Raw genomic sequence first — 26,729 nt, 5'->3', positions numbered from 1 at the left:
GGTTATGACAAACGAGCCTGCTATGCCCGAATCCTGGCGACACTACGAAGACCTGGGTCTGTCCAAGCCTCTCGCGGCGGCACTGGAAGCGTTTGTCGAGCAGGGGTACCACGGGGCCTCGATTCGGGACATCGCAGCGCGAGCGGGGCTCTCGGTGCCAGGTCTGTACCACCACTATCCGTCGAAGCAGGCCTTGCTCGTCGGCTTGACCACGGTGGTGATGGGCGAGTTGCTCGAACGCAGTCGTGCCGCCGAGATCGAAGCCGGCCCAGATCCGTCGGATCGCTTCGACGCGGTGATCGAATCACTGTTGCGGTTCCACATGTTTCGACGGGAGCAGTCGTTCATCGCGTCTTCGGAGCTTCGGAGTATGGAACCGGAGGGTCGGGCTAGCTACATCGCTCAGCGTGACGAACAGCAGAAGCAGGTCGACCGGATCATTCTCGACGGAGTTCGAGCGGGTGAGTTCGACGCCGAGTATCCAGTGGACGCGAGTCGGGCCGTCGTAACGATGTGCGTGGCGGTGGCGCAGTGGTATCGGCCGGATGGTGAATTGTCGCCGGAGGAGTTGGTGGAGCGGTATTTGGGGATTGCGAGGTGCACGGTGGGGGCGAAGCGGGTGGGGAAGTAACGGTGGGGGCGAAGCGGGTGGGGATGTAGCGGGACTTCGGCGATCACCTGGAGTTCTTCAGCAATTCGAGGGCCGCGTCCCGGCCGACGCCGAAGGGGTCGGTGCCTATACCGATCCCGTCTGCGACGAGGGCACCTTCGTGAAGCAGCATGAGGGACTCGACGAGGCGTTCGTCGGAGTGCCCTTCCGTCGCCAGGATTCGCCGAAAAAGGTTCATCATCTCCTGCTTCTGTTCGGCGATAACGGCAAACACCTGATGCGAACGATCACTGAACTCGGCGTGCGCGTTGATCATGCTGCACCCCTTGCCTCCGCTCGCTTTGGACCAGGAAGCGGAAGCATCGAACACCGCACTCAACTGTTCGGCGCGAGTGTCTCCGGCTGATGCCAGCTTCTTGTCGCGAAAGGCTCGCCACCGCCGATCTCGGTCCTTCAGATATTCCACGACGAGACCGTCCTTCGAGCCGAACCGCTCGTACAGAGTCTTCTTCGTGACCCCGGCGTCCAGTGCGACGGTATCCACACCTACGGCGTGAATCCCCTGTTCGTAGAACAACTTCGACGCCGACTCCAGGATGCGACGCGCTTTCGGAGTCAACTCGGGTACGGATTCCTCTGCCATGGCCAAAAGTATACCGATCTGTATAGTCGAGGTATGAGTAAACAGATCGGTATACCTCGGATCGCGATCCCGAGATCTGCCGTGACGGCTACCTTGTCGGTCTTGTTCGTCGCGTGCTGGAGTTCGGGATTCATCGGAGCCAAACTCGGCGCGGGCAGCGCCGAGATTCCCACGGTGCTGATGTGGCGGTTCCTCCCGCTCGCCGCAGTGCTCGTCCCGATTGTCTGGTTGTCCGCCCGGCACCTGAACACGATGCCGGCCCCGCGGACTCTCGGCAGGCAGGTGGTGATCGGGATGCTCTCCCAGAGCGGCTACCTGTTGTCTGTGTACTGGGCAGTCGATCTCGGCGTGAACACCGGAACAACTGCACTGATCGACGGTATTCAGCCGCTGGTGGCAGCCGCGCTGCTCGGCCCGGTCCTCGGTGTCGCAGTGCCGCGCACACAGTGGGTCGGGTTGGTGATCGGGCTGGGCGGCGTCGCGATGGTTACCGCCGCCGACGCGGGAGCCGGTACAGCGGCGCCGTGGTGGTCGTACGCGATCCCGTTCCTGGGGATGCTCTGCCTGGTCGCATCCACCTTCGTCGAACAACGTGCTCCCACGTCCACGCCGCCGCTGCAGGCGCTGGCTATCCACTGCTCAACCAGCGCAATAGTTTTCACGGCTCTAGCGGTCGCTTCGGGTAATGCCGTACCGCCGAGTGTCAACACATTCTGGATCGCATTGCTCTGGTTGATCGTGCTGTCCACCTTCGGCGGTTACGGGCTGTACTGGTTGTTGCTCCGTCGGGTCGGCATTACGTCCGTCAATACGTTGATGTTCTTGATCGCCCCCGTCACCGCGGTCTGGGGTGCGCTGATGTTCGGGGAATCCTTCACTCCGTTCACCGCGCTCGGCTTGGCGGTGGGCATCCTCGCCGTCGTCGTGGTCACCCGGGTAGGCAATCGCCCGAAGAAGCGGGACGAGGGCGAAGATGCCTGTCCGGTCAGGGCCCCGATCACGTCGCGGTGATGAAGCCCGATCGGGATGTGAACCGCTCGCGGAGCGCGGTGAGTTGCTCTGCGGTGAGCTTCAGTCCGTTGAGTGCGTAGTCCTCGACGGTGCCGAAGTGTGTGCGCATCTCGTCGAGCGCGGCGTCGAAGTAGCTGTCACGGACGCCGAGGAGGGGCCGGAGCAGTTCGGCGTCGACGCCTTTGCTTGCGGCGAAGTCGAGTATCGGTGCCGTCATGGGTGCCAGGTCGGTGTTCGTCTGCAGGTAGTCGGCGCGTACATCGGCTTCGTCGGCGCCGAGTAGGAGCAGGAAGGAGGTTGCGGCCCATCCGGTGCGATCCTTGCCGGTGGTGCAGTGGAAAAGTGCTGCCCCAGTGCGTTTTTCGTCGATGAGGTCGAGGTAGAACGTGCGGTAGGCGTCGAGCGCGGATGGCAGGCTGACGAAGTTGCGGTTCGCTTCCTCCATCTGCGAGATCCCACGCCCGCCACTGATCGTCTCGGCGTACGCGGCCGGGTCCGTCATGAGTAGTCCGGTGGCTGCGGCGTTCTGGGCATTGTCGGCGAGTACGTCGAGCCAGACCGTCCGTGTCGAGTCGGGGATATTGTCGAGTGCGCCGTCGCGCTCGGCGGCGGTCCTCAGGTCGTACACAGTCCGAATGTCCAAGCGGGCGACCGCGGCAACGTCGTCGCCGTCGAGTTTCGCGAGCGTCGCCGAACGGTAGAGCGCGCCCGGACGGACGGTGCCACCTGCAACGGCAATGCCGCCGAGGTCGCGGAAGTTCGGGGCGGTCTTCAGGAGAACGCGACGATCGAGCGGGTGAGTTGGCATGGCTGACTCCTTTGGGTTCGGGCGGTGACGGCCTAGCCCGCGGGATCGGGCGTGATTCCGCGACGGAGACTGCGAACCGTCAGATCCAACGCTTGCAGTCGGGTGCCTGCGCCACGGTTGACGTAGTCCATGGATGTGTAGAGCAGCGACCACAGCAGGTTCTGTACCCAGTCCGAACTCATGTCGGGATCGATGGAACCGTCGGAGTGTCCACGTTCGATGGCGTCGCTGACTCCGCTGTCGTTGGATGCGGATTCGGCAAAGGAATCTTCTTGATACACACCGGGTGTGAAGAACAGGACCGTCAGAAGGTCGGCCAGTTCGAAGTACTCGTGGCACAGGCGAACCAGTGCTTCGGCACCGGTGCCATCGCCGAGTCTCGCCGCTGCGCCAGCTTTGTCGACGGCGTGGGTGGCCTCTGACGCGACAGCTTCGACCAGGTCTGACCGTTCGGGAAAGTAGCGGTGCAGGGTGGTCCGGCCGACTTTTGCGGCCGATGCGATTTCGCTGAGCGTCGCGGCGGGTTTGGATGCGAACACTGAAATGGCGGCATCGAGGATTGCCTTGCGAGTGCGCTCGCGGGTCGCGCTTTGTTCTGGTGCGCTGTGGATCGTTGTCACGAATTCGAAGCGTAGCCGTGTCCGGTTTCGGTATCCAGTCTTTCCGTATCGGAATTCCCTTGCCCTTTTTGGAACATTCGTGTTCCATAAATTCATGCTCGAATCTGACGCTCGCAAACCCACGCCGAAATGGAGCAATCTCCGCGTTCTTGCCGAGTTCGCTCGCCCTCACCTGCCGTCGCTCCTGCTCGGGTTGGTCTTGGCCCTGTGTGGCTCCGCGGCGACGCTGGCGACGCCGATGGTCACCAAGTGGGTTCTCGATACGCTCGACACCGGCGCTTCGCTGCAAGGGCCGATCCTGACACTGATCGTCCTTCTCGTGGTGGGTGCAGTGCTCGGCTGCGCTCAATGGATCGTGCTCGGCACTGCCGCCGAGAAGGTCGTGTTCGACGCCAGGTCCTCGCTGGTCCGGCGGTTCCTGGCCGCGACCGTGCCCTCGTTGCAATCGCGGTCGGTGGGAGAGTTGGTCACCCGAGTCACGTCGGACACCTTGCTGTTGCGCGAGGCCGCGTCGTCAGCCGCGGTGAACATTCTCAATGCCGCCGCCCTGACCATCGGAACGATTGTCCTGATGGGTGTTCTCGATCTGCCGTTGCTGGGCGTGACCATGGTGGCAATCGTGTTCGCCTCCATCCTCTTTGCCGTTCTGATGCCCCGGATTTCCGCAGCGGAGGCCAGAACCCAGGAATCGCTCGGCAAGCTCGGTGGAGTTCTCGAAGGTGGTTTGCGAGCAATCCGGACGGTCAAGGTGTCACTCGCGGAGGACCGAGTCGGCGCTCTCGTGACGAACAATGCGGCCGATGCAAAAAAGCATGCAGTCACAGCGGTTCGAGTATCCGCGACCGCATGGACTGTCGCGTGGACCGCCATTCAAGGGTCGATCATTGCCATCTTGGGGTTCGGTGCCTGGCGCGTCGCCGACGGTGAAATGGCAGTCTCCACACTCATCGCTTTTCTGCTCTACGCCTTCACGCTGATGGGTCCGGTCTCGGAGCTTGCGCAGAACGTCACCTCTGTTCAGTCGGGAATCGCGGCAGCCATCAGGATTCGAGAGATGCAGTCGATGCCTACGGAGACGCATGACGTCGCCTTGGGAGTTGTCCAGAAAACCGACCCGGTCGCGCCGTTGATCGAATTGCGCAACGTCACGGTCAGCTACCACGGCTCGACCGAGCCCGCGCTGAGCGACGTCTCGCTGGTCATCCCGCAGCGGGGACATATGGCGATCGTCGGACCGTCGGGTGCAGGAAAGACCACGTTGCTCTCGACCGTGCTGCGATTTGTCGAACCAGGAGCCGGTGAGGTTCTTCTGCACGGAGTCGGATACAACGCGCTCGATCACCGAGCAGTGCGCGAAAGCCTGGCGTATGTCGAGCAGGAGACGCCGGTGGTACCGGGAACGATCCGAGAGAACGTGGTCTTCAGTCATCCCGACGCGACCGATGACGAGGTGCAGGCAGTACTACGTCTGCTCCGGCTCGACGACGCGATCGAGGCCCTGCCGAACGGACTCGACACCGCTCTGACCGCCACGTCGCTGTCCGGCGGCCAACGTCAGCGGATCGCGATGGCACGTGCAGTTCTGCGGCCGAGTGCGTTGCTCCTGCTCGACGAAGCCACTGCCCAGGTCGACACGCTCACCGAGGCTGCGATAGTCGATGCGATCAACGAGCGTGCGCGCACCGGGGCTGTGGTGACGATCGCTCATCGACTCTCGACCGTGCGCGACGCCGACTGGATCGTGGTCATGGAAGCCGGCCGGATTCGCAACATCGGCAACCACGACGAGCTCATGAACAAGGACGACCTGTACCGGGACATGGTGGTTGCCGGTCGCCTTGATCATTCGGAGGCATTGCTCGAAGATTGTTGACCCGGTGAGTCGGCATGTGCGAGAGTGCTGGTACCGAACGATCGCTCGGTCGGTCTTACTTGGAGGTGGATGGTGGCAATCGATCTGACGTATGCGCCGGAGGTGACCGCGCTGATCGAGAAGACGCGCGCCTTCACTCGGGATGTCGTTCTCCCGATCGAGGACAAGCATGGCGGCGACATTGCCGTTGCAGGCGGCGACGCAACTCGTATCGAGATGCAGACCGCGGCAAAGGCGGCAGGCGTCTTCGCTCCCCATGCGCCGATCGAATACGGCGGGCACGGGCTCAACATGAGTGATCGTGCGCCGGTATTCGAGGAGGCCGGCTACTCACTGTTCGGTCCGACCGCACTGAACATCGCCGCCCCGGACGAGGGCAACGTCCATATGCTGGCCCACGTGGCAAACGCGGCGCAGAAGGAACAGTTCCTCGCGCCGCTCGCCCGCGGCGACCAGCGTTCGGCTTTTGCGATGACAGAACCAGCGCCCGGTGCCGGATCCGATCCGTCGGCCCTCAACACCCGCGCCGAGAAGGCCCCGGGCGGCTGGAAGATCAACGGCAAGAAGTGGTTCATCACCGGCGCTGACGGCGCAGGCTTCTTCATCATCATGGCGCGCACGTCGGGTGAACCCGGCCAACGTGGCGGTGCCACAATGTTTCTCGCGCCGGCAGAGTCCCCGGGATTGATCGTCGGTCGTCATATCGGAACCCTCGACAAGTCCATGATCGGTGGCCACTGCGAGGTCACTTTCGAAGATCTCTTTGTCCCCGACGAGGCTGTTCTGGGCGAGGTCGACCAGGGCTTCGCCTACGCACAGGTACGTCTCGGCCCTGCCCGCATGACACACGTGATGCGCTGGCTGGGCGCCGCGCGTCGGGGGCACGACATCGCCGTGGCCCGGGTGGCGGAGCGTGAAGGATTCGGTTCCAAGCTCGGTGACCTCGGGATGATCCAGAAGATGATCGCGGACAACGAAATCGACATCGCGGCCACTCGCGCGCTGCTGGTTCAGGCGTGCTGGGAGCTCGATCAGGGTGGCCATGCAAGCAACTCCACGTCGATCGCAAAAACGTATGCAGCGGAGGCGATCTTCCGTATCGTCGATCGGTCCATCCAGATGTGCGGTGGTATCGGTGTGTCCGACGACTTGCCTCTCGCACGCCTGTCCCGCGAGGTCCGCCCGTTCCGCGTGTACGACGGACCGTCCGAGGTTCATCGGTGGGCAATCGCGAAGCGCGTTGTGGGCGCGGCACGTCGAGCTGCTCGAGACGGTGCGTGATGACTGAGTTTCCCGGTCTCGACCTGGTTGCCCTGCGGAAGTACCTGCTCGACTCGGACGTAGCGGTCAGCGGCGATCTGCGTGCGAAACTGATCTCCGGTGGCAAGTCCAACCTCACCTACGGGATCTACGACGACACATCGAGTTGGATTGTGCGCCGCCCTCCGACTGCGGGATTGACGCCGTCGGCGCATGACGTGGCGCGCGAATTCCGCATCACGTCGGCACTGCAGAACACTGCGGTGCCGGTGGCTCCCACCGTCGCCCTGTGTGAGGACGCGTCGGTGATGGGTGCGACGTTCACGGTCGTCGAGTTCATCGAAGGTCAGGTGATCCGGACGAAGTCGGAACTGGATGCTCTTCCGGCAGAACAGGTCACGGCCTGCGTCGATGAATTGGTGCGTGTACTTGCGGCGCTGCACGATGTCGACTACAAGGCCGTCGGCCTCGGAGAATTGGGGCGTCCCGACGGGTACGTCGCCCGGCAGGTGAAATTGTGGGCCGGTCAGTGGTCGCGGGTGAAGGTCGAGGATTCTGCGGACGTCGACCGCTTGGCTTCTGCGCTCTCGGAACTTATTCCGGAGAATTCCGAGTCGTCGATCGTCCACGGTGACTACCGGATCGACAACACGATCCTCGCTGCCGACGATGTCACGAAGGTCGCGGCAGTAGTGGACTGGGAATTGTCCACTCTCGGTGACCCTTTGGCCGACATCGCCATGATGTGCGTGTATCGCCATTCCGCGTTGGACCTGGTTCTCGGGGAGCCGGCAGCCTGGACCAGTTCGTCATTGCCGTCTGTTGTCGATCTGGCCCAAAGCTATTCGCGCGTCTCGGGTCGGGATCTCGGCAACTGGAACTTCTACATGGCACTTGGATTCTTCAAGCTGGCCGTTGTCGCCCAGGGGATCGATCATCGTTTCCGGGCCGGCGCGACAGTCGGTGGTGGTTTCGAGAGTGCGGGAACGGCTGTACCCGAACTGATCTCGGCGGGACTGAACGCGTTGAACGGGAAGTTCGCGTGAGTGCGTCGGCGCTCGTCACAGGCGCGTCCAAAGGCATCGGGCTGGGCATTGCGACGCGTCTCGCGACGCTCGGATACGGATTGACCATCACGGCGCGAGACAGTGAGAAACTCGACGCAGTTGCCGAGGAACTGCGCCGCGCCGGTTCGCCCGACGTTCTGGTGTTGGCCGGTGATATGGCGGACGAGAAATTTTCGGCGGAATTGGTTGCCGCCCACGGTGATCGATTCGGTTCGATGCGTGCACTCATTCTCAACGCTGGTGTGGGAACCAGTGGGCGGATCGCGGACTACCCCATGAAGCGCTTCGACAAGACGCTCGCAGTGAATCTGCGGACGCCCTTGGCGCTGCTTCAGGCGTCGTTGCCGTTCCTGCGCCTGGCAGCGGATGCACATCCGAGTGGCGGAGCAAAGGTTGTTGCGCTGGCATCGATTGCCGGCGTCTACGCCGAAAGCGGCTTGGGTGTTTACGGTGCGACCAAAGCAGCGTTGATTTCGATGATCGAGGCGCTCAACGCCGAAGAATCGGGAAACGGCGTCAGCGGCACAGCAATTGCTCCGGGATACGTCGACACCGACATGTCGGCGTGGACGCACGATCGGATTACGCCGGAATCGATGATCAAAGTCGACGACATCGTCGAACTGGTCGACGGGTTGCTACGTTTGTCCGCCAGGGCAGTGGTCCCCAAGATCGTGATGACCCGAGCCGGTACCGAAGGCTACGGGGCCTGATCAACCCGGCCGATTCTCGCCACGCTTGCGGAAGAAGTGGAACCCGGGAACACCGACGATCGCCTGTTTCAGGTCTTTGACGACCCCCAGGAGTTCGTGGACTTCGGGGGAGACCGAGTCCAAGGTGGCGAGAATCGGCAGGACGGCAGTGACCCGCTCGGTGAGTTCCGGGAGCTTGTCGATCAGCGTGATGGCGGCAGTGACTTCGGATTCGCTGAGATCATCCGCAAACCTGGCAGCTAACGGAGCCAGTTGAACTGCGATGGGTTCGTACAGTTCGAGAAGTTGCTGTGCGATGTCAGATGTTTGCTCGACGGCTTCGATCAACGTCTCGGCGCGAACAGTGACGGAAGCTGCGCCGACTACGACGCGGTCTGCGTTCTCGGCTATCTGGCTGATTCGCGCAACCAGTCTCTCGACGCTCACCAACAGCGCCTCGAGGCGGGCAGGGAGCGTGAGCGCGAAAACGACCGTAGACAGCGACCAGTGCACCACATCGCTGACGGAGTGGACCAGGCTGGAACGTCCCGGCAAAACTAGAGCCATCACTCGATACTGCCTGATAATGGTCGGAAGTGCAGGTATTTCTCACATTCCTGTGAGTCGGGTCGTCTTCGAGATATGAGTAGCTCAGGCGCTGGCGTTCCCACATCGTGGCCGTTGCTACTCGATACCTGGAAGGATCGAGAAATGGCGGTTAACCGTACCCACACAGTGATCGAGTCGCCGATCGGGCCGTTGACACTGGTCGCGACGGCAAACGGGTTGTGCGGTCTCTACATGGCAGAGCATCGTCACAAGCCGAACGAGTCGACTTTCGGGGAGAGTTCACCCGCGAATTTCGGTGCTGTCCAGGAACAGTTGGACGAGTATTTTTCCGGAGAGCGAACCGAGTTCTCGTTGCCGTTGGATCCGTCGGGCACGGAGTTTCAGCAACGAGTGTGGGATGCGCTGCGGACAATTCCCTACGGGCAGACGTGGTCCTATATGGACCTCGCGCAAACCCTTGGCAACCCTCTGGCGATTCGTGCTGTCGCGGCGGCAAACGGTAAGAATCCGATCAGCATCATCGTGCCGTGCCATCGCGTGGTCGGTAGTGACGGGAGCCTGACGGGCTTTGCGGGCGGTCTCGACCGCAAGCGTTTTCTACTCGAGCAGGAGTCCGGCGGAATCTCGGACGTGCTGTTCTGATGGAACGAACTCACATATCTCGTGATGCGAGCGTTTACCGATCGTGGCACTGAAACCATTCGAGAACGTCGTGACAGAGCACGGGGCGGTGGTGCTTCGGGTGTGCCGCGCTGTGGTCGGTCCGGTCGATGCGGAGGACGCGTGGTCCGAGACCTTCCTGGCGGCAATGCGTGCCTATCCGGACCTGGATCCCGGCGCGAATGTCGAGGCATGGCTCGTGACCATTGCGCACCGCAAAGCCATCGACATCGTGCGAGTACGAGGGCGCGTCGCGATTCCCACCGACGACCTTCCGGAATTGCCGACGCGTATCGGCCTTCCGGGAACCTGGAATCACGAACTCTGGGATGCACTCGAACAACTGCCGTTCAAGCAGCGAGCGTCGGTGGCGTACCACTTCCTGGGCGGGCTGCCGTACGCGGAGATCGCCGAGATTCTGGGCAGTACTCCGTCCGCCGCGAGGAAGGCCGGCTCCGACGGTATTGCGTCCCTGCGAAAAACATACTTAACCAACACCGTTCCGGAAGGGAGCCGATCATGACTACCGAAGCTGATGTGTTCGGCGCACTCCCGGCGTCCGACCCGGAAGCGCTGGCGCGACTGCACTCACGGCTGGCTGATGCCGCTGCGGCGGCGCAGTTGATCGATGTTGCCTATCGGATCGTTGATTCGCCGATCGGGAAATTGCTCCTCGCTGCAACGGACGTCGGATTGGTGCGGGTGGCGTTTGCCGTCGAGGGGCACGACGTCGTGCTTGGACGGCTGGCCGATACTGTCAGTCCGCGTGTCCTGCATCATCCGCGCAGGCTCGACGCCGTTGCCCGGGAGCTGGACGAGTACTTTGCCGGCGCCCGAAGGGAATTCGACCTGGATTTGGATTTCCAACTGGCAAAGGGATTTCGGCGTGAAGTGCTGCGCCACCTTCCGGAGATCGAATACGGCCACACCGCAAGCTATTCGACGGTCGCCGCGGCGTCGGGTAGCCCGCGTGCAGTGCGGGCGGTGGGCACGGCGTGTGCGAAGAATCCATTGCCGTTGGTGGTGCCATGTCACAGAGTTGTCCGAAGTGACGGAAGCCTGGGCCAGTACGCGGGCGGCACGGAGCTCAAGGCCGTACTGCTGGACCTGGAATCGCGGCAATGAACAAGGCTGCGACGCTGACTCTTCCGTTCATGCCGCCGTATGCGACGGAGCCGTTGATCGGCGCGTTGAAGGCCCATGCGGTAGCCGGATTGGAACGTCACGACGACGGGGTTCATGTGCGCGTCGTGCCGTTGCCGACCGGTCCCGTGATCGTGTCGGTGTCATGGCACGACGATTGTGTGTCGGTGAGCGCGGACAGGGACACGGACGCCGCTCAGCTCGAGTCGGTTGTACGGCGGTGGCTCGATCTCGACGGCGATCATCGTGTGTGGGAGGCCGTGCTGGCGTCGGACAAGACGCTGGCTCCGCTGATCTCGGCCCGGCCAGGTTTACGTGTGCTCGGTAGCGTCGACGGTTTCGAGACTGCGGTGCTGACTGTTCTGGGGCAGCAGGTTTCGCTGGGGGCGGCGCGAACATTTGGTGGACGGTTTGTCGGAGCGTTCGGACTACCCGTGAATCACGAGTTCTCGGCCTTCCCATCGGCGGAGTCTGTAGCGGCCAGTTCCCCGGACGCGATACAGAAAGCTGTCGGATTGACCAGTGCGCGTGCACGAACGGTGCACGCCTTGGCGATTGCCGCTGCCGAGTATCTTGATCTCGGCTGGGATGCCGACCCAGTGCGATTTCGTGCTGATCTTCTAGCTCTGCCAGGAATCGGGCCGTGGACTGCCGACTATCTCACCGTGAGGATCCTCGGAGATCGGGACGCGTTTGTGCCGGATGATCTGGTTCTCAAACGCGCGTTGGGTGTGTCGTCCGGCAAGGAAGCTGCGGCATTGTCGGAGCAATGGCGACCGTGGCGCGCTTACGCGTTGTTTCATCTGTGGACGAAAGAAGCTTTTCTCTAGTCAGTCTTTCGAGGTCGCCAGGCTGGATGGCCACCAGATTTTCTTGCCGATGTCATGGGACAGAGCGGGAACCAGGACGCTGCGCACGATGATCGTGTCCAACAGCACGCCGAACGCAACGGCAAAACCGATCTCGGCCAAGAAGACCAGTGGAAGAATTCCCAGGACGGCAAACGTTGCCGCCAACACGATCCCGGCCGAGGTGATGACGCCGCCTGTGACGGAAAGTCCGCGCAATACACCTGCGCGAGTGCCGAATTCACCGGTTTCCTCGCGAACACGGGTCATCAGGAAGATGTTGTAGTCGATGCCCAGCGCTACGAGGAAGACAAACGCGTAGAGCGGGAACGACTGGTCTGCGCCTGCAAAACCGAAGACGTGAGTGAAGAAGAAGCCGCTGACGCCCAAGGTGGCCGCAAACGAAAGGACCACCGTTGCAATCAGAATTACGGGAATGACCAGCGCGCGAAGCAGTAGCGCAAGAACAACGAAGATAACCGCAAGCACGATGGGGATGATGAGATTGCGGTCGCGCACAGACGCTGCTTGAACGTCGAGTGTGGTTGCGGTGCTGCCGCCCACAAGAGCGTCGGCGCCTGGAACTGCGTGTACAGCGGTCCGGAGACGCTTGATCGTCTCGAGTGCCTGTGGCGAGTCGTATGAATCGACAAGCATCGCGTTGATCATGGTGCGACCGTTGATCGGCGGGGCAGTGAAGCCTGGTGGGGCACAGCCGGCGGCCGCTGCCTGGGCGACGGCCGCTGGATTGGTCTTGATCAATTCGCTGACCTTCGCCACGTCGATTTGCGTGCATACGGACCCGGCGTCCTGGGATATACCCTCGACAGCGCTTGCCGCTTTGATGACCGCATCGGACTGATCCGCGTTCGCAGTGATGACGGCCGGGGCACCGGCTCCCGGGTCGAACGCGGAATCGTAGAGTTCTTGCCCGACAACAGCGTCCGGAGTGTTGGTGAAGTTCTGGGCCGCGGTCAGCCCATCGGTTTTCAGGCTTCCGATTCCGGCCGCGAACAACACGATGAGCAGGATCGACGCGCCGATCCACAGCGAGCGATCCCTGTTGCCGACAGTTGTCGCGATCTTGCCCCACATGCCGTGCGTCGCAAGATCTGCGGCGTGATCGACGCGTGGAGTTCGGGGCCAGAACACCCAGCGGCCGACCACCGCCAGTGCGACGGGCATGAACGTCATCATCACCAGATACGTGCAGGCAATCCCGATCGCGGCCACCGGGCCGAGGCTCTTGTTGGAGTTCAACTGCGAGAAGGTCAGGCAGAGCAGTCCGAGAACGACAGTGACAGCCGATGCTGTGATCGCGGGCGCTGATTCACGCCACGCTCGTATCATCGCGTCGAATCGATTGGGGTAGCTGTGAAGTTCTTCGCGGTAACGCGAAATGAGCAGCAGCGCATAGTCGGTGCCCGCACCGATCACGAGTACGAACAAGATTCCTTGAGATTGACCGGTCAAGGTCAGTATCTCGGCCTTCGCGAGGAAGTAGATCACCATCGACGACAAGCCGATTGCCAGGAGCGCCGAGAACAGCGGGAAGAACCACAGCACCGGCGATCTGTAGACCACTAGAAGAATCAGGATGACAACGAGTAAGGCGGCGCCGAGGAGCGCACTGTCCAAGCCGGCAAAAGCGTCGATGAAGGCCACTAGGAGCCCGCCAGGACCTGCCGGTAGTACTTCCATGTCGCCGGCAGCCTGCTCGGCCGCGTCGAGGACTTTCTGTTCGGTTGCCGCCAGCTCCTCACCGGACACCGCGGCGCCATCGTCCTTGGCGATCAGCGGAACGAAAATGGATGCAATGGTGCCGTCGGCGGAGAATTGAGTTGGCTGCATCCCGTCGGCATCGACGCCGGGTACTCGGGAAATGGCTTGACGTGCAGATTCGACAGCAGCTTTGTCCGCATCGGTCAGCGCGGAATCCCGATGGAATACGACAAAACCAGGAATGGTCTCCACCGGAAGGAATTTCGCGGATTCATTTGCGACGACGGTGGACTCTGCCGAACTCGGAAGATACGACGAGTTGTCGTTCTTCTGAACCTCCGCGAGTTTGCTCTGGAACGAACCGCCGAAACCGCCCGCGACAAAGGCGAAGATCGCCAATGCGATCACCGTGAAGATCGGCAGGCGAAAGGCTCTGATCGCTCTGCCGTCGTTCTTTTCCGCGTCAGTGGAATCCAGTTTGGTCATCGTTCTCCTGGGGGCACATGAGGCCGTCACCGATAAAACAACATTTTCAGTAGAACACGCGAGCAAGCCGGGTGGAACTACCGCAATTGGGGTACCCGCTGATGCGAGGAACACAACTTTCACGCGCAGGAGGTACAGCGACCCGGTTGTCGAAGCCGATATGAGTCACCACTTCTACCGATCGGTTGGAGAGATTTATGTCAACCACCGAAATGCTCGAACTCGAGCGCACCATCGACCATCTCCGTCACTGTGTCGGTTCGCTGCGGTCCTTGTACGGCGACGTACCGCAGGTCCGCCGGTTGGTCAATGATCTGGAGCGGCTCGAGATCGACTCCGGCGATCTGGACGCATCGCCGCCGCACCTAACCCATCACGAACAGGCTGAACGAATCCCCGTGCCCGACACACCGTACGACGCGTCGATGTGGCAGGGCGCCGATGACGAGGGTATCGGCGGCCACCCGACCGAGCACGACGGATGAGTGCACCACCGATCGATTCGAGTGGGGTCGGTGCTTCTTCGCGTGCTCGCATTGCGGCACGCACGCTGAGAACGGACCGGTGGTGGCGAGCGCCGCTACTGACCGTACTGGGATTGTCCGTCTTCCTGGTCTACGCGACGATCCGGTCGTTCGTCCGCAGCGCGTACTGGGTCGCGGACTATCACTACCTGACACCGTTTTACTCTCCGTGCCTGAGCGACTCGTGTGCGCCGGGTTCCAGCGATTTCGGCACACCGATCGGTGAATTGCCGATGTGGATTCCGCTCGGGTTCCTGGTGCTGCCGTTCCTTCTGGGATTCCGGCTGACCTGCTACTACTATCGCAAGGCCTATTACCGGTCTGTGTGGCTGTCGCCGCCTGCATGTGCGGTCGCAGAACCACATCGCGCGTACTCGGGTGAAACACGACTTCCGCTGATCATCCAGAACTCGCATCGGTACTTCTTCTATGTCGCGGTTGTTGTGTCGATCATCAATACCTACGACGCGATTCGGGCTTTCCACGGAGCAGACGGTGGCTTCGGGATGGGTCTCGGCACGCTGATCCTCGTCGGCAACGTGTGCTTGCTGTGGGCCTACACGGTGTCGTGCCATTCGTGTCGTCACGTCACGGGTGGACGGCTCACCCATTTTTCGAAACATCCGATCCGCTACTGGTTGTGGACGCAGGTGAGCAAACTCAACACGCGGCACATGCAGCTGGCGTGGACCACGCTCGGCACGCTCATGATCACCGATTTCTACATCATGCTCGTGGCCAGCGGCACGATCGACGACCTACGTCTGATCAATTGACCACCCAATTCTTCAGGGAGAGTGAATGACCGAAGTCGAACGGCACACCTACGACGTCGTGGTGATCGGAGCCGGCGGAGCCGGACTACGCGCGGTGATCGAGGCCAGAGAGCAAGGACTCTCTGTTGCCGTGGTCTGTAAGTCGCTGTTCGGCAAGGCTCACACTGTCATGGCGGAGGGTGGGTGCGCTGCCGCGATGGGCAATGCCAACGAGAAGGACACCTGGCAGACGCATTTCCAGGACACGATGCGCGGTGGCAAATTCCTCAACAACTGGCGAATGGCAGAACTGCATGCACGTGAGGCGCCGGATCGGGTATGGGAACTCGAAACCTATGGCGCACTGTTCGATCGGACGCCGGACGGGCGAATCAGTCAACGCAACTTCGGTGGTCACACGTATCCGCGGCTCGCTCACGTCGGTGACCGCACCGGACTCGAGATCATTCGGACGATGCAGCAGAAGATTGTCTCGCTTCAGCAGGAAGACTTCGCGGCCACCGGAGACTACGAGGCGCGCGTCAAGATCTTTGCGGAATGCACCATCTCGGAACTGACGAAGGACGGCGACCGTATTTCCGGTGCCTTCGGATACTGGCGTGAGAGTGGACGGTGCGTGCTGTTCGAAGCGCCGGCCGTGGTGATGGCTACCGGCGGAATTGGCAAGTCGTTCAAGGTCACATCCAATTCGTGGGAGTACACCGGGGACGGACACGCGCTGGCACTTCGCGCGGGCGCCAACTTGATCAACATGGAGTTCGTTCAGTTTCACCCGACGGGCATGGTGTGGCCGCCGAGCGTCAAAGGCATTCTCGTGACGGAGGGAGTGCGCGGCGACGGAGGGGTGCTCAAGAACTCCGACGGCGACCGCTTCATGTTTTCCTACATTCCGCCGGTGTTCAAGGGCCAGTACGCCGAGACGGCAGAAGAAGCCGATCGTTGGTACGAGGATCAGGAGAACAACAGACGCACCCCCGATCTGCTACCCCGCGACGAGGTGGCTCGCGCCATCAACACCGAGGTGAAGGAGGGACGCGAAACCCCGCATGGCGGTGTGTACCTCGACATCGCGTCGCGAATGCCGGCCGAGGAAATCAAGCGCCGGTTGCCGTCGATGTATCACCAGTTCAAGGAACTCGCGGACGTCGACATCACAAAAGAGCAAATGGAAGTCGGTCCGACCTGCCACTACGTGATGGGCGGGATCGAGGTCGACCCGGACTCCGGTTCGTCGAACGTACCGGGGTTGTTCGCGGCGGGGGAGTGCTCCGGCGGAATGCACGGGTCCAACCGGCTGGGCGGAAATTCGCTGTCGGATTTGCTCGTGTTCGGTAGACGAGCCGGCCTCGGCGCCGCGACTTATGTGAAGTCGCTGCCTGCTCGGCCCGTCGTGGCGGACGGCGACGTGGATGCCGCGTCACGGATGTTGCTCTCGCCGTTCGAACCTCAGGGTGACGCCGGTGCCCTCGAGAACCCGTACACCCTGCACACCGAACTGCAGCAGACGATGAACGACTTGGTCGGCATCATCCGCACCGCTGAGGAAGTCGACCGCGCGCTGCGCACGCTCGACGACATCAAACGACGGATCGATTCGGTTGTGGTGGAGGGGCATCGGCAGTTCAATCCGGGATGGCATCTGGCTGTGGATCTGCGAAACATGGTGCTGGTCAGCGAATGTGTCGCGAAAGCCGCGCTGCTGCGCACCGAGAGCCGGGGCGGACATACTCGGGACGATCACCCGGCGATGGCTGCGCAGTGGCGCAACACCCTGCTGGTGTGCGCTGTGGATGCAGCGGTCGCCGGGCGAGCGGATGTTGTTGTTCCCGACGTGCAGGTCACCTCCGAGCCGCAATCGCCGATGCGACCGGACCTTTTGGCGCTCTTCGACATCGACGAGTTGGCGAAGTACTACACGGACGCCGAACTTGCCGGCCATCCGGGAAGGAAAACCTGACATGGGCTACGACGCGAGTTTCCGGGTGTGGCGCGGCGATGCCGATGGTGGTGAGCTGCGGGACTATTCGGTTCCGGTGAACGAGGGGGAGGTGGTGCTCGACATCATTCACCGGTTGCAGGCCACGCAGACTCCGGATCTCGCGGTGCGGTGGAACTGCAAGGCGGGCAAGTGTGGATCGTGCTCAGCGGAGATCAACGGGCGTCCGCGGCTGCTGTGTATGACGCGGATGTCGACTTTTGCGGAGGACGAAGTGGTGACTGTGACTCCGATGCGCGCATTCCCGGTCATCCGTGATCTGGTCACCGATGTCTCGTTCAATTACCGGAAGGCACGCGAGATTCCGTCGTTCACACCGCCGCCCGGCTTGGCTCCCGGTGAGTACCGAATGCAGCAGATCGACGTCGCCCGCTCGCAGGAGTTCCGCAAGTGCATCGAATGCTTCCTGTGTCAGAACACTTGTCACGTCGTGCGCGATCACGAGGACAACAAGGAGGCGTTTTCCGGCCCCCGCTTCTTCATTCGGATCGCCGAACTCGAAATGCACCCTCTCGATACAGCAGACCGTCGGGACGCCGCGCAAGACCAGTCCGGACTCGGTCTGTGCAACATCACCAAATGCTGCACCGAGGTATGCCCGGAGGACATCAAGATCACCGACAACGCAATCATCCCGATGAAGGAACGAGTCGTGGATCGGCGTTATGATCCGCTGGTCTGGCTGGGCAACAAGATCTTCCGTCGAGGTGAAACCTGATTCGGGTCAGGAAATTCCTCGGGAGATCGCGCGACTGGCCGCCTGCAGTGCCGGGACGAGGGGAGCGCTGCCGGTGTCGAGTGGAACGACAACAGATAATGCCGCGACAACGTCGCGAGAGCGGCGAATAGGCGACGCTATCGCCAGCGTGCCGAGATTGAGGTACTGGCGAGCTATGACGATGTCGGTGCGGCGGATCTCGGCCAGCAGAGAACGAAGCGTAGGTTCCTCGGTGATCGTGAACGGCGTCAGCGCCCGCAATCCGGCCGCGACAACATCGTCGAAGACGCCATGGGGAGCATGAGCCAGAAGCACCAGCCCACCGCTGGACGCGTGCAGCGGCAATCGTCCACCGGCCCGGCCGACAAGACCGACGGCGTCGTGGCTCGACAACCGCTCCAGGTAGACAGCCTCGAGGTGATCGCGGACAACCAGTTGTACGTTCTGCCCGGTGATTTCGTGCAAGTCCTCCATGAACGGCATTGCTACGGAACGTAAACCGTGTGCTCGGGGTGCGCGGGACCCGATCTCCCAGACCCGAAGTCCGATCTGAAATCGGCCGTCGTCGCCACGTTCGAGGGCTCCGAGCCTGGTGAGTTCTCGGCAGATGCGAAAGACCGTCGGCACGGGCAGTTCGGAACCCAGTCCAAGTTCGGTGATTGTCTGGCGGGGGTGCTGCGGAGTGAACAGATCGAGCAGGACCATAGCTCGTTCCAGCATTCCCGGCGGAGTAGCGACTTCTTTCACTCAATGAAAACTACCTTGTTGACGGCCCTCATGTCCCGCGACCATCCAATCAGTGAAAAGTTGTTCTCTACCGAGGAGAGTTCTATGAGTCTGCCGCCCATTCGCACCCAGGTCGGTATCGTCGGGGCCGGTCCGGCCGGTCTGATGCTCTCCCATCTTCTTCATCTTCAGGGGATCGATTCCGTTGTCCTGGAATGCCGTACCCGCGAAGACGTCGAAGGAACGATCCGGGCGGGAATTCTCGAGCAGAACACCGTGGATTTGATGATCGCAACCGGCGTGGGTGATCGGTTACTCGCGGAAGGTCATCGCCACACCGGTACCCAGATCAGGTTCGCCGGTGAGGGGCGTCGCGTCGACTTCGAAGGGCTCACGGGTCGGGCTGTCACTGTGTACCCGCAGCATGAGGTGCTCATCGATCTGATTGCGCGCAGGCTGGCAGACAGCGGCGACATTCGCTTCGGCGTCAGTGACGTCGAGGTCCACGAGCACACTGGCGATCGCCCGTTCATCACGTTTGTCGACTCCGACGGTCAGGCGCAGCGGCTGGACTCCGAACTTGTTGCGGGATGCGATGGTTCGCGAACCGGGACGCGCCACCTCATTCCGGAGCCCGAGGTACGCACCGACTACTTCCGCCAGTACCCGTTCGTCTGGTTCGGCATTCTTGCCGAGGCCCCCCGAACGTCGGACGAACTCATCTACGCCCACAGCCCGCGGGGATTTTCACTCTGCAGCACACGATCCGAGACTGTGCAGCGGCACTACCTACAGGTTTCGGTCGACGACACTGTCGACGACTGGTCGGACGATCGAATCTGGGACGAGTTGCACCGACGCGTGGACGGACCTGGCGTCGAGGTCAAGGAGGGTGCCATCTTCTCGAAGAGCATCCTGCCGTTCCGTAGCTTTGTGTGTGAACCCATGCAATCCGGCCGCTTGTTCCTGGCCGGGGACGCCGCGCACACTGTCCCACCGACCGGCGCCAAGGGCATGAACCTCGCGCTGGCAGACGTGTGGGTTCTGGCCGACGCCATGGTCGGTTTCTTTACCGCTGGGGATCGACAAGCCCTCGACGGCTACTCCGCGGCTGTGTTGCCGAGGGTATGGCGTGCTCAGCATTTCTCGTGGTGGATGTCGACGATGCTGCATACAGCGCCCGACGCGTCGCCGTTCGACATCAAACGGCAGGAAGCTGAACTCGACGTCGTGACCGGCTCCCAAGCAGGGCTGACCTTGATTGCCGAGAACTACACCGGCCTGCCGCTGCCCCAACTGGTTCACGCAGTGTCCTGACGCGCTGCCGTCTGGCGAAACGTCCGCATTGCCCATTTTTTATCTGAATATCTGTACAGATGTTATTTTTATTCAGAAGAAAAGGGGCAAACAGTGGGTCTCATCCGTTCCGGAGTTCCGACGTTCGCGATCGCTGCCGTCGTCGGCACCCTGCTCGTCACGTCGTGCAGCACCCCGTCGGGCACGTCGACCGCAAGCGACGGTCTGGTCCTCGCCGACGGCTACGAACTGGGCGGATACAACCCCGTTGCCGGCTTCGGTGCAGCCGGCGAAGCCAAGATGTACGACGGTCTGGTGCGCCTGCGCGGCGGTGAGGGAATGCCTGGTTTCGAACCGGCTCTTGCGACGTCGATCCCCACCGCCAACGCGGACGCCACCCTCTGGACCGTCACTCTCCGCGGAGGTGTCACCTTCTCCGACGGCTCCACTTTTGACGCCGCCGACGTGGTTGCCACGTACAAGGCGATCCTCGATCCGGCATCAGCGTCCGAGGCGAAGTCGTCGTTCGACATGATCAGCGATGTCGTAGCGCTGGACCAGAACACCGTGGAGTTCCGTCTCGCGTACTCCTACGCACCACTACTCACCAAGATGCTGATCGGCATTGTGCCGTCGGAGTCCGTCGCGACACCGGCCCTGGCGGCCGAGTCGACGCTCAACACCGAACCGATCGGGACCGGGCCGTACACCCTTGTCGATCTTTCACCCGACCGCGCGGTGTTTGCTGCCAACGAGAACTACTGGGACGGCGCACCGGAAATCAAGAAGCTCACGCTGCTCTATGTTCCGGACGACAACACCCGGGCGCAGCGGATGGCCTCGGGTGAGATAGACGGCACCAATCTCCCGCCGCTGCTTGCCAATACGTTCGAATCGCGGGACGGCATGTCGGTGACGGCCCATCAGTCCGCGGACTGGCGTGGTGTTTCGCTGCCCACCGGCAATCCGGTAGCCGGTGACCCGGCGATGCGCATGGCGCTCAACCTTGCCGCCAACCGGCAGTCCATGATCGACAACGTTCTCGGTGGGCACGGCCGCGTCGCCGCCACGCCGATTCCCGAGGTCTACGGTGCCTCGTACAACCCGGACGCAACGTTTGCGTACGACCCGGCCAAGGCTGAGCAGATCCTCACCGATGCCGGTTGGATCGAAGGCAGTGACGGGATTCGTTCGAAAGACGGTCGACGTGCGCAGTTCACGATCATGTACAACTCTGTGGACACGGTCCGTCGAGACTTGGCCCAGGCCTTTGCATCCGACGCACTCGGGATCGGCGTCGAAGTAGATCTCGAAGCACTGTCCTGGGATCGCATCGATCCGCGAATCAATCGGGACTCCACACTGCTCGGCGGCGGCGACGAACCGTTCGATCCCGATACCCAGGCCTACGACGCACTCAATTCCGCGTCCATCGCTCCCGGTGTCGGCAGCATCTACGACAATCCCAGTGACTACTCGAATCAGGTTGTCGACGCTGGACTCGACGTCGGTCGCCGAAGCCTCGACCAAGCGACCCGCGACGCCGCCTACCGAGATGTGCAGCAGGCGTACGTCGATGATCCCGGTTATGTGTACCTGGTCTTCCTCGATCACACGTACGTGTCGAAAGATTCCGATTGGACGATTTCCGGTCCGGTGCTGGAACCGCACGCGCACGGAGTGACCTGGGGTCCGTGGTGGTCGTTGCAGACGTGGACGCAAGAACAATGACGGCGCTCGACGTTCGAGCCGGTGCAACGTCGGACCCGGTACGATCGCACAACGCTCGCCGACGCTCCATCCTCGTGATGGTCGGGCGCCGGATGCTGTTCATCGTCCCGGTGATCATCGTCGTGTCCGCCGGTTTGTTTGCCGCCGCGGCAATCTCGCCGTTCGATCCGCTTGTCGGCTATCTGGGCACGCGGTACATGACAACCAGCGAAGCGGACAAGGCCCTGATCGCCGCGCAGATGGGTTTCGACAACCCCTGGTACAGCACGTACTGGACGTGGCTGCATGCAGTGGTGACCGGCGATCTGGGCGTCTCTCGATCCTTCAATCAGCCAGTTTCCCAAGTCATTTCCGAACGTCTGCCGTGGACGCTCCTCCTGGTCGGCATCAGTCTGGTGATTGCGATTCTCGCGTCGCTGGCGCTGGGAGTGCTCGCCGGAATCCGCAAGGGTGGGCTCCTGGACAGAACCGTGTCCGGGCTGTGCGTCGTCGTTCAAGGACTTCCGCCGTTTGTTCTCTCGCTCGGAGCCATCGCGCTCTTTGCACTGACGCTCGGGTGGTTGCCAGTGGCCGGGTTGACCGACGGCGGTGCCGATCCCACAGCGGGGCAGGTCATTCGGCATCTGATTCTCCCGGTCGCCGTCCTTGCGATCTCCCAAATGCCGTGGCTACTCCTCGCAGTGCGCGAATCCGTCGTCGGATCTACCGGTGAAGGATTTGTCGCCGGGGCGGTGGCGCGCGGAATACCGGCTTCCACCATCACACAACGTCATATCGTGCCGACGTCCCTTGCGCCGTTCGTCAACATCATCGGAGTCCGATTGCCCGAACTTGTCGTCGGTGCGGTGCTGGTGGAAGAAGTGTTCAGTTGGCCGGGAATTGCCGGTGCCATCGTCTCCTCCGCTCGGGACCTCGACATGGCGTTGCTCGCGTTCCTCACGGTCGGAACAACTCTGACGGTCATGCTCGGCTCGCTTCTCGCTGATGTGGTTGTTGCCCTCCTCGACCCGAGGGTGAGCACAGATGGCTAAACGCCGCTTCGCAATCGCCGTCGGTGTCCTGATCCTCGTCGCGCTCTACGCCGGCTTGGTTCCGTGGATCGCCGACGTCGACGACCGTGTCACCGACTTCGCGCAGGCCCGGATGGCTCCGTCGCTCACGCATCCTTTCGGCACCGACTCTGCGGGGCGAGACCTGTTTGTTCGAGTCGCTGCCGGTATCCGGACGTCGTTGCTGATCGCTCTCGCCTGCGCACTGTTGTCCACGGTGATCGGGGTGGCGGTAGGCACCACTGCCGGACTCCTCGGCGGCTGGGTGGACCGAGTTGTCATGCGCGGCACCGACGCGGTGAACGCCCTCCCGCACTTGCTGCTCGGCATCGTCATCGTCGCGATGTTCCGTGGCAGTATCCTCGCCATCGTTCTCTCGATCGCACTCACACACTGGACCCAGGTAGCTCGCATCATCCGCGGCGAGATCCTGAATTTGCGTGACCGCCCGTACATCGACGCAGCCGTCCTCGCCGGAGCCAGCCGGAGACATGTGATCACTCGCCACCTGGTTCCGGCTGCTGCGCCGCAGGCCTTGATCGCGGTGGTCCTCCTGCTGCCGCACGCCGTGTGGCACGAGTCGACGCTCTCGTTCCTCGGATTCGGCCTTCCGCCCCACAAGCCCAGTCTGGGAACACTTCTGGAAGAGGCTCGCAGTTCTCTGCTGCTCGGTGGTTGGTGGACGTTGGTGTTTCCCGCAGCCGTTCTGGTGATCACTACCGTTGCGGTGGCGGTGGCCGGTTCGGCATTGCGTTCGAAGCTCGCGCCGCCTCGGCCATCGGAGCTTCGACTGTGAATGCCGGCCTTCGAATCGATGCGCTCACCGTCCGGATTCCGCTGCCCGGCGGCTCGGTTGTTCACGCTGCCAGCAACATCGACCTCGCGGTGCCGCCTGGGACTGTCACAGCGCTGGTCGGAGAATCCGGCTGTGGCAAGTCCATCATCGCAACATCGGTGATGAACATGCTGCCGCCTGGCACTCAGCGCACCGGTACCATCACCGTCGACGACATCGACGTCTTTTCCGGAGCACCCTTCCGTGGTAGTCATGCCGCACTCGTGCCACAATCTGCCGCAACATATCTCACGCCGGTGCGGACGGCACGCTCGCAACTGCAGGAGACAATCGACGCACTCGGCACCGCCCACACTTGCGACGGCTTGGCGCAGCGAGTGGGTCTCGAACCTTCCGCCCTCGACTGCTACCCGCACGAACTGTCGGGTGGCATGGCGCAGCGGGTTGCCATTGCCGGCGCGTTGGCCGGGGACCCGTCGGTGGTCGTGGCCGACGAGCCCACCGCCAACCTGGACCGCGCGCTCACCGATCATGTTCTCGGCCTGCTGCGCGAGTGCGCCGATGCGGGTGCCGCGGTTCTGCTGATCACTCACGATCTGGCGTCGTTGACCCGAGTTGCGATCGCAGACAGGTTGGCCGTCATGTACGCCTCGCGCATCATGGAGACTGGCCCAGCTGCGCAGGTTCTGCAGGACCCGCTTCACGATTACACCCGAGACCTGCTCGGAGCCTTGCCGTCCCGCGGGCTCAATCCCATCCCCGGATCACCCCCTCAATTGACGAATCTTCCGGACGAGTGCGTCTACTACCTGCGCCGACCGGAGTCCGCGCAATCCGGTGGGCCAACCGAACTGGTCACGTTCGGAGAGCGCACGTACCGAACCCGCCGGGAGGTGAGTGCACGATGAGTTTGCGCGCCCTGGATGTCACCGGTGGCTACGAGCGTGGGCGTCCCGTCCTCGAGAATGTCTCCCTCGAGATCCCGGCCGGCCATCTGATCGGGTTGACCGGGCCGTCCGGAACCGGAAAATCGACGCTGGCAAGGATTCTCGCGTCGCTGGACGCGCCGTGGTCCGGCGAAGTGCAGATCGACGGTTCTCGCGTTGCAGGAACCAAGTTCGGTGTTCCCGCTGAGTTCAGAGGGGCGGTGTCCATGCTCTTCCAATCGCCACGCGCCGCAACTGATCCCCGGCAGACGCTGGCACGGATCATCGGGCAGCCCGCCGACATCGCGCGCCGCGATATCGACATCGAAGCACTGGCCTCGGAAGTCGGACTCACACCCGACTTGCTGGCGCGTCGCCCGCATCAGGTCAGTGACGGCCAGCTTCAACGCGCGGCGCTCGCGAGATCATTGGCGCAGCAACCCCGTTACCTCATCTGCGACGAAGCCACCGCGATGCTCGACGCCGCGACCACCGCCACCATCGTACGGTTGATCGAGCGGCGGGCAACGGATCACGGTATCGGGGTGCTGCTCATCAGCCACGATCGTGATCTGCTCGACGCGTGCTGCACACGCGTTCACGCGCTCGACGACATCCGAGCGGGCTAGACGCTGCTCTTTCCGTAGCTTTCGCGGACCCCGACGTCCATGGGGAATCGAACAACCGTGTCGCCGAACAGCAGTCGAGTTGCCGATGCTGCCGCAGCCAGTACGTGAGCTGTGCCGGACTCGGGGTTTCGCGTGTGCACCACAACCTCGTCGTGCTGGAAGAACACCAATTCGCCGTCCGGGTCCTCGGCGAGGCGTCGTCGCAGGTCGGCGAGGAGACACAGAGCCCATTCCGAGGCCGTTGCCTGCACCACGAAGTTGCGGGTGAAACGTCCGCGCGCGTGAGCGTCGCCGTGTGAATAGAAATCGGGAGACGGTGGGGGACACGCTCGGCCGAGCAGAGAGTGCACTACCTCGCCGCGCTCGCCGGCCTTGGCGGCCTGCTCGACGTACTCGACCGCTACAGGGAAACGCTTGCGCAGCAACGTGAGTAGCGCTTTGGCTTCACCGGCGGTGGCGCCGTAGAGCACTCCGAGGATGGCAACTTTGGCTTTGGCGCGGTCGCCGCCAAATGCCTCGGCGCCAACGAGAGCGTACAGATCGTCATCACCGGCTGCCGCCATCATGCGGCGGTCGCGTGACATGGCAGCCAGAATCCGGGGCTCGAGTTGACCGGCGTCGGCCACCACGAATACGTGCCCGGGATCGGCAACAACGCTCGAGCGCATGGTCTTCGGAATCTGAAGGGCGCCGCCGCCTCGGCTTGCCCACCGGCCCGAGACAACACCACCGGGAACGTAGATGGGGCGGAAGCGATCGCCACGCACCCAACTGTCCATCCATTGCCAGCCATTGGTGCTGTACAGCTTGGCGAGTTCACGGTGGCGCAGGAGTAACGGAACCGCCGGGTGATCAACTTCCTGAAGAAACCACTTGCGCGTCGACGGCAGTTCGATGCCCTGGCGCCCGAATGCCTCGGTGATCTCGACGGACGACGCGGGGTTCACCGTCCGCCCGAAGGCGTCGCTGATCTGGGTGGCAAGTTCCTGCATGCGAACGGGGAGGTCGTACCCCGTTGGCCGGGGGCCAAGTCTCTCCTCGAGGAGTTCGCGGTGCTTCCGCGTCGAGAACGGCAGACCGGCGTGCGTCATTTCAGCAGCACTGAGCGCGCCGGCTGATTCTGCGGCAATCAGCAGATCCAGGCGCGCGTCGGCGCCGATGACAGTGCGTTGCTCCGCGAACTCCGCAACAACACCATCAGGATCGAGGACGGGAGCGGTGTCGAACAAGCCGAGACGGTCGTCGTCGGACTCCTCGGCCGGTGGTGACGGCTGACCCGCGCGCATGCTCAGGATCGCGCGGGTCAGCGAAATATCGTGGCAGCGCTGTACGTGGACGCCGGCGCGCAGCAACATCGGGTAGACCGACGCTGTGCTCGGCCAGACCCACCGTGGATGCTCGGCACTCTCGATTGCTTGGACCGCGGCAACCAGATCGGGATATTCGACGCGGTCGCCGACGGCAGTCCCGTCGGGGTCGGTGCGAACAACCGTCGCGGTGACTGCTCCCGTGGACGTCGTACTACCGGGAACCAGGACAACTCTCACTG

The 26,729-nt window shown here is 62.4% G+C and carries 27 protein-coding genes; 20 read left to right on the top strand and 7 right to left on the bottom strand.

Translation table 11 applies throughout. From position 1 onward, the window contains the following. The first annotated feature begins 4 nt into the window (after positions 1-4). Complete coding sequence (locus KYT97_RS16600) at positions 5-631, top strand: TetR/AcrR family transcriptional regulator (RefSeq protein ID WP_095888028.1); 627 nt, start codon at positions 5-7, stop codon at positions 629-631. 43 nt (positions 632-674) lie between these two features. Here KYT97_RS16600 and KYT97_RS16595 read toward each other — a convergent pair whose 3' ends face one another. Continuing rightward, positions 675-1,253 (bottom strand): TetR/AcrR family transcriptional regulator, encoded by a 579-nt coding sequence (locus KYT97_RS16595; RefSeq protein WP_172937021.1) that lies wholly within the window; start codon positions 1,251-1,253, stop codon positions 675-677. A 33-nt stretch (positions 1,254-1,286) separates the two neighbouring features. Between KYT97_RS16595 and KYT97_RS16590 the strand changes: the two genes are divergently transcribed. Then, positions 1,287-2,264, top strand: coding sequence for a DMT family transporter (locus KYT97_RS16590; protein ID WP_245005848.1), 978 nt, complete (start codon positions 1,287-1,289; stop codon positions 2,262-2,264). Here KYT97_RS16590 and KYT97_RS16585 read toward each other — a convergent pair. Together KYT97_RS16585 and KYT97_RS16580 are read right to left on the bottom strand one after the other, a co-directional pair. After that, positions 2,251-3,072: a tyrosine-protein phosphatase gene (locus KYT97_RS16585; RefSeq protein WP_219110279.1), complete on the bottom strand. Its 822-nt coding sequence runs from the start codon at positions 3,070-3,072 to the stop codon at positions 2,251-2,253. The two genes, KYT97_RS16590 and KYT97_RS16585, sit on opposite strands and share 14 nt — an antisense overlap. Before the next feature lie 32 nt (positions 3,073-3,104). After that, positions 3,105-3,692: a TetR/AcrR family transcriptional regulator gene (locus KYT97_RS16580; protein WP_033233415.1), complete on the bottom strand. Its 588-nt coding sequence runs from the start codon at positions 3,690-3,692 to the stop codon at positions 3,105-3,107. A gap of 94 nt (positions 3,693-3,786) precedes the next feature. On the opposite strand from KYT97_RS16580, the gene KYT97_RS16575 reads away from it, so the two are divergent. The 4 genes from KYT97_RS16575 (at position 3,787) to KYT97_RS16560 (ending at position 8,605) form a co-directional block, all read left to right on the top strand. After that, complete coding sequence (locus KYT97_RS16575; RefSeq protein ID WP_187328637.1) at positions 3,787-5,565, top strand: ABC transporter ATP-binding protein; 1,779 nt, start codon at positions 3,787-3,789, stop codon at positions 5,563-5,565. Positions 5,566-5,637: 72 nt separating this feature from the next. Then, positions 5,638-6,846: an acyl-CoA dehydrogenase family protein gene (locus tag KYT97_RS16570; protein ID WP_116102781.1), complete on the top strand. Its 1,209-nt coding sequence runs from the start codon at positions 5,638-5,640 to the stop codon at positions 6,844-6,846. Next, on the top strand, positions 6,846-7,871 hold the full coding sequence (locus KYT97_RS16565) for a phosphotransferase family protein (protein ID WP_219110278.1): 1,026 nt from the start codon (positions 6,846-6,848) through the stop codon (positions 7,869-7,871). The genes KYT97_RS16570 and KYT97_RS16565 overlap by 1 nt, the downstream gene beginning before the upstream one ends. Continuing rightward, positions 7,868-8,605: an SDR family NAD(P)-dependent oxidoreductase gene (locus KYT97_RS16560; protein ID WP_219110277.1), complete on the top strand. Its 738-nt coding sequence runs from the start codon at positions 7,868-7,870 to the stop codon at positions 8,603-8,605. Before KYT97_RS16565 ends, KYT97_RS16560 begins: the two co-directional genes overlap by 4 nt. On the opposite strand, the gene KYT97_RS16555 is transcribed toward KYT97_RS16560, so the two are convergent. Continuing rightward, positions 8,606-9,151 (bottom strand): ribulose-1,5-bisphosphate carboxylase/oxygenase large subunit, encoded by a 546-nt coding sequence (locus KYT97_RS16555; RefSeq protein WP_092804224.1) that lies wholly within the window; start codon positions 9,149-9,151, stop codon positions 8,606-8,608. It abuts the gene before it with no gap. A gap of 144 nt (positions 9,152-9,295) precedes the next feature. Between KYT97_RS16555 and KYT97_RS16550 the strand changes: the two genes are divergently transcribed. Genes KYT97_RS16550 through KYT97_RS16535 form a run of 4 tightly spaced genes read left to right on the top strand, consistent with a single transcriptional unit; the run spans position 9,296 to position 11,787 of the window. Beyond that, on the top strand, positions 9,296-9,796 hold the full coding sequence (locus tag KYT97_RS16550) for a methylated-DNA--[protein]-cysteine S-methyltransferase (protein WP_219110276.1): 501 nt from the start codon (positions 9,296-9,298) through the stop codon (positions 9,794-9,796). A gap of 43 nt (positions 9,797-9,839) precedes the next feature. Next, entirely contained in the window at positions 9,840-10,337 is a 498-nt protein-coding gene (locus KYT97_RS16545) for an RNA polymerase sigma factor (protein WP_172937014.1), read from the top strand. Further along, positions 10,334-10,939 carry a methylated-DNA--[protein]-cysteine S-methyltransferase gene (locus KYT97_RS16540; protein ID WP_219110275.1) on the top strand — a complete coding sequence of 202 codons (606 nt, stop codon included), beginning with the start codon at positions 10,334-10,336 and terminating at the stop codon, positions 10,937-10,939. The genes KYT97_RS16545 and KYT97_RS16540 overlap by 4 nt, the downstream gene beginning before the upstream one ends. Beyond that, on the top strand, positions 10,936-11,787 hold the full coding sequence (locus KYT97_RS16535) for a DNA-3-methyladenine glycosylase family protein (protein ID WP_219110274.1): 852 nt from the start codon (positions 10,936-10,938) through the stop codon (positions 11,785-11,787). Before KYT97_RS16540 ends, KYT97_RS16535 begins: the two co-directional genes overlap by 4 nt. Here the strand turns inward: KYT97_RS16535 and KYT97_RS16530 are convergent, their stop codons facing one another. Next, positions 11,788-14,013 carry an MMPL family transporter gene (locus KYT97_RS16530; protein WP_219110273.1) on the bottom strand — a complete coding sequence of 742 codons (2,226 nt, stop codon included), beginning with the start codon at positions 14,011-14,013 and terminating at the stop codon, positions 11,788-11,790. Positions 14,014-14,210: 197 nt separating this feature from the next. On the opposite strand from KYT97_RS16530, the gene KYT97_RS16525 reads away from it, so the two are divergent. The 4 genes from KYT97_RS16525 to KYT97_RS16510 are packed head-to-tail and all read left to right on the top strand — an operon-like array spanning position 14,211 to position 18,027. After that, complete coding sequence (locus KYT97_RS16525; protein ID WP_033233405.1) at positions 14,211-14,498, top strand: hypothetical protein; 288 nt, start codon at positions 14,211-14,213, stop codon at positions 14,496-14,498. Continuing rightward, the gene (locus KYT97_RS16520) at positions 14,495-15,313 is read left to right on the top strand and encodes a hypothetical protein (RefSeq protein WP_033233404.1); all 819 of its coding nucleotides are present in this window, start codon (positions 14,495-14,497) and stop codon (positions 15,311-15,313) included. Before KYT97_RS16525 ends, KYT97_RS16520 begins: the two co-directional genes overlap by 4 nt. A gap of 25 nt (positions 15,314-15,338) precedes the next feature. Then, on the top strand, positions 15,339-17,270 hold the full coding sequence (locus tag KYT97_RS16515) for a fumarate reductase/succinate dehydrogenase flavoprotein subunit (protein WP_219110272.1): 1,932 nt from the start codon (positions 15,339-15,341) through the stop codon (positions 17,268-17,270). Position 17,271: 1 nt separating this feature from the next. Beyond that, positions 17,272-18,027, top strand: a complete 756-nt coding sequence (locus tag KYT97_RS16510) for a succinate dehydrogenase/fumarate reductase iron-sulfur subunit (protein ID WP_033233402.1) — start codon at positions 17,272-17,274, stop codon at positions 18,025-18,027. 6 nt (positions 18,028-18,033) lie between these two features. Here the strand turns inward: KYT97_RS16510 and KYT97_RS16505 are convergent, their stop codons facing one another. Beyond that, positions 18,034-18,747, bottom strand: a complete 714-nt coding sequence (locus KYT97_RS16505; RefSeq protein ID WP_219112990.1) for an IclR family transcriptional regulator — start codon at positions 18,745-18,747, stop codon at positions 18,034-18,036. Positions 18,748-18,858: 111 nt separating this feature from the next. Between KYT97_RS16505 and KYT97_RS16500 the strand changes: the two genes are divergently transcribed. The 6 genes from KYT97_RS16500 (at position 18,859) to KYT97_RS16475 (ending at position 25,180) form a co-directional block, all read left to right on the top strand. After that, a complete protein-coding gene (locus tag KYT97_RS16500) occupies positions 18,859-20,070 on the top strand; it encodes a 4-hydroxybenzoate 3-monooxygenase (protein WP_219110271.1) in 1,212 nt (403 codons plus the stop codon). 93 nt (positions 20,071-20,163) lie between these two features. Next, positions 20,164-21,780, top strand: a complete 1,617-nt coding sequence (locus tag KYT97_RS16495; protein WP_245005847.1) for an ABC transporter substrate-binding protein — start codon at positions 20,164-20,166, stop codon at positions 21,778-21,780. Beyond that, entirely contained in the window at positions 21,777-22,811 is a 1,035-nt protein-coding gene (locus KYT97_RS16490) for an ABC transporter permease (RefSeq protein ID WP_219112988.1), read from the top strand. Before KYT97_RS16495 ends, KYT97_RS16490 begins: the two co-directional genes overlap by 4 nt. Continuing rightward, positions 22,804-23,625, top strand: a complete 822-nt coding sequence (locus tag KYT97_RS16485) for an ABC transporter permease (RefSeq protein WP_033233399.1) — start codon at positions 22,804-22,806, stop codon at positions 23,623-23,625. Before KYT97_RS16490 ends, KYT97_RS16485 begins: the two co-directional genes overlap by 8 nt. Next, on the top strand, positions 23,622-24,533 hold the full coding sequence (locus tag KYT97_RS16480; RefSeq protein ID WP_219110270.1) for an oligopeptide/dipeptide ABC transporter ATP-binding protein: 912 nt from the start codon (positions 23,622-23,624) through the stop codon (positions 24,531-24,533). Before KYT97_RS16485 ends, KYT97_RS16480 begins: the two co-directional genes overlap by 4 nt. Beyond that, entirely contained in the window at positions 24,530-25,180 is a 651-nt protein-coding gene (locus tag KYT97_RS16475) for an ABC transporter ATP-binding protein (RefSeq protein WP_219110269.1), read from the top strand. The genes KYT97_RS16480 and KYT97_RS16475 overlap by 4 nt, the downstream gene beginning before the upstream one ends. On the opposite strand, the gene KYT97_RS16470 is transcribed toward KYT97_RS16475, so the two are convergent. Continuing rightward, a complete protein-coding gene (locus tag KYT97_RS16470) occupies positions 25,177-26,727 on the bottom strand; it encodes a bifunctional 3'-5' exonuclease/DNA polymerase (RefSeq protein ID WP_219110268.1) in 1,551 nt (516 codons plus the stop codon). The two genes, KYT97_RS16475 and KYT97_RS16470, sit on opposite strands and share 4 nt — an antisense overlap. Positions 26,728-26,729: the final 2 nt, after the last annotated feature.

The sequence above is a fragment of the Rhodococcus globerulus genome (genome assembly GCF_019334125.1).
GTDB lineage: Bacteria > Actinomycetota > Actinomycetes > Mycobacteriales > Mycobacteriaceae > Rhodococcus_F > Rhodococcus_F globerula.
The sequence above is the reverse complement of the archived record's forward strand: the minus strand, read 5'-3'. Positions and strand labels throughout refer to the sequence as shown.

Excerpts from the sequence above, each read along its gene's own strand:
- KYT97_RS16590 (WP_245005848.1), top strand. The coding sequence starts at position 1,287 with ATGAGTAAACAGATCGGTATACCTCGGATCGCGATCCCGAGATCTGCC.
- KYT97_RS16515 (WP_219110272.1), top strand. The coding sequence starts at position 15,339 with ATGACCGAAGTCGAACGGCACACCTACGACGTCGTGGTGATCGGAGCC.
- KYT97_RS16565 (WP_219110278.1), top strand. The coding sequence starts at position 6,846 with ATGACTGAGTTTCCCGGTCTCGACCTGGTTGCCCTGCGGAAGTACCTG.
- KYT97_RS16500 (WP_219110271.1), top strand. The coding sequence starts at position 18,859 with ATGAGTCTGCCGCCCATTCGCACCCAGGTCGGTATCGTCGGGGCCGGT.
- KYT97_RS16550 (WP_219110276.1), top strand. The coding sequence starts at position 9,296 with ATGGCGGTTAACCGTACCCACACAGTGATCGAGTCGCCGATCGGGCCG.
- KYT97_RS16530 (WP_219110273.1), bottom strand. The coding sequence starts at position 14,013 with ATGACCAAACTGGATTCCACTGACGCGGAAAAGAACGACGGCAGAGCG.
- KYT97_RS16585 (WP_219110279.1), bottom strand. The coding sequence starts at position 3,072 with ATGCCAACTCACCCGCTCGATCGTCGCGTTCTCCTGAAGACCGCCCCG.
- KYT97_RS16595 (WP_172937021.1), bottom strand. The coding sequence starts at position 1,253 with ATGGCAGAGGAATCCGTACCCGAGTTGACTCCGAAAGCGCGTCGCATC.
- KYT97_RS16575 (WP_187328637.1), top strand. The coding sequence starts at position 3,787 with ATGCTCGAATCTGACGCTCGCAAACCCACGCCGAAATGGAGCAATCTC.
- KYT97_RS16525 (WP_033233405.1), top strand. The coding sequence starts at position 14,211 with ATGTCAACCACCGAAATGCTCGAACTCGAGCGCACCATCGACCATCTC.
- KYT97_RS16540 (WP_219110275.1), top strand. The coding sequence starts at position 10,334 with ATGACTACCGAAGCTGATGTGTTCGGCGCACTCCCGGCGTCCGACCCG.
- KYT97_RS16475 (WP_219110269.1), top strand. The coding sequence starts at position 24,530 with ATGAGTTTGCGCGCCCTGGATGTCACCGGTGGCTACGAGCGTGGGCGT.
- KYT97_RS16600 (WP_095888028.1), top strand. The coding sequence starts at position 5 with ATGACAAACGAGCCTGCTATGCCCGAATCCTGGCGACACTACGAAGAC.
- KYT97_RS16535 (WP_219110274.1), top strand. The coding sequence starts at position 10,936 with ATGAACAAGGCTGCGACGCTGACTCTTCCGTTCATGCCGCCGTATGCG.
- KYT97_RS16505 (WP_219112990.1), bottom strand. The coding sequence starts at position 18,747 with ATGCTGGAACGAGCTATGGTCCTGCTCGATCTGTTCACTCCGCAGCAC.
- KYT97_RS16490 (WP_219112988.1), top strand. The coding sequence starts at position 21,777 with ATGACGGCGCTCGACGTTCGAGCCGGTGCAACGTCGGACCCGGTACGA.
- KYT97_RS16520 (WP_033233404.1), top strand. The coding sequence starts at position 14,495 with ATGAGTGCACCACCGATCGATTCGAGTGGGGTCGGTGCTTCTTCGCGT.
- KYT97_RS16485 (WP_033233399.1), top strand. The coding sequence starts at position 22,804 with ATGGCTAAACGCCGCTTCGCAATCGCCGTCGGTGTCCTGATCCTCGTC.
- KYT97_RS16510 (WP_033233402.1), top strand. The coding sequence starts at position 17,272 with ATGGGCTACGACGCGAGTTTCCGGGTGTGGCGCGGCGATGCCGATGGT.
- KYT97_RS16555 (WP_092804224.1), bottom strand. The coding sequence starts at position 9,151 with ATGGCTCTAGTTTTGCCGGGACGTTCCAGCCTGGTCCACTCCGTCAGC.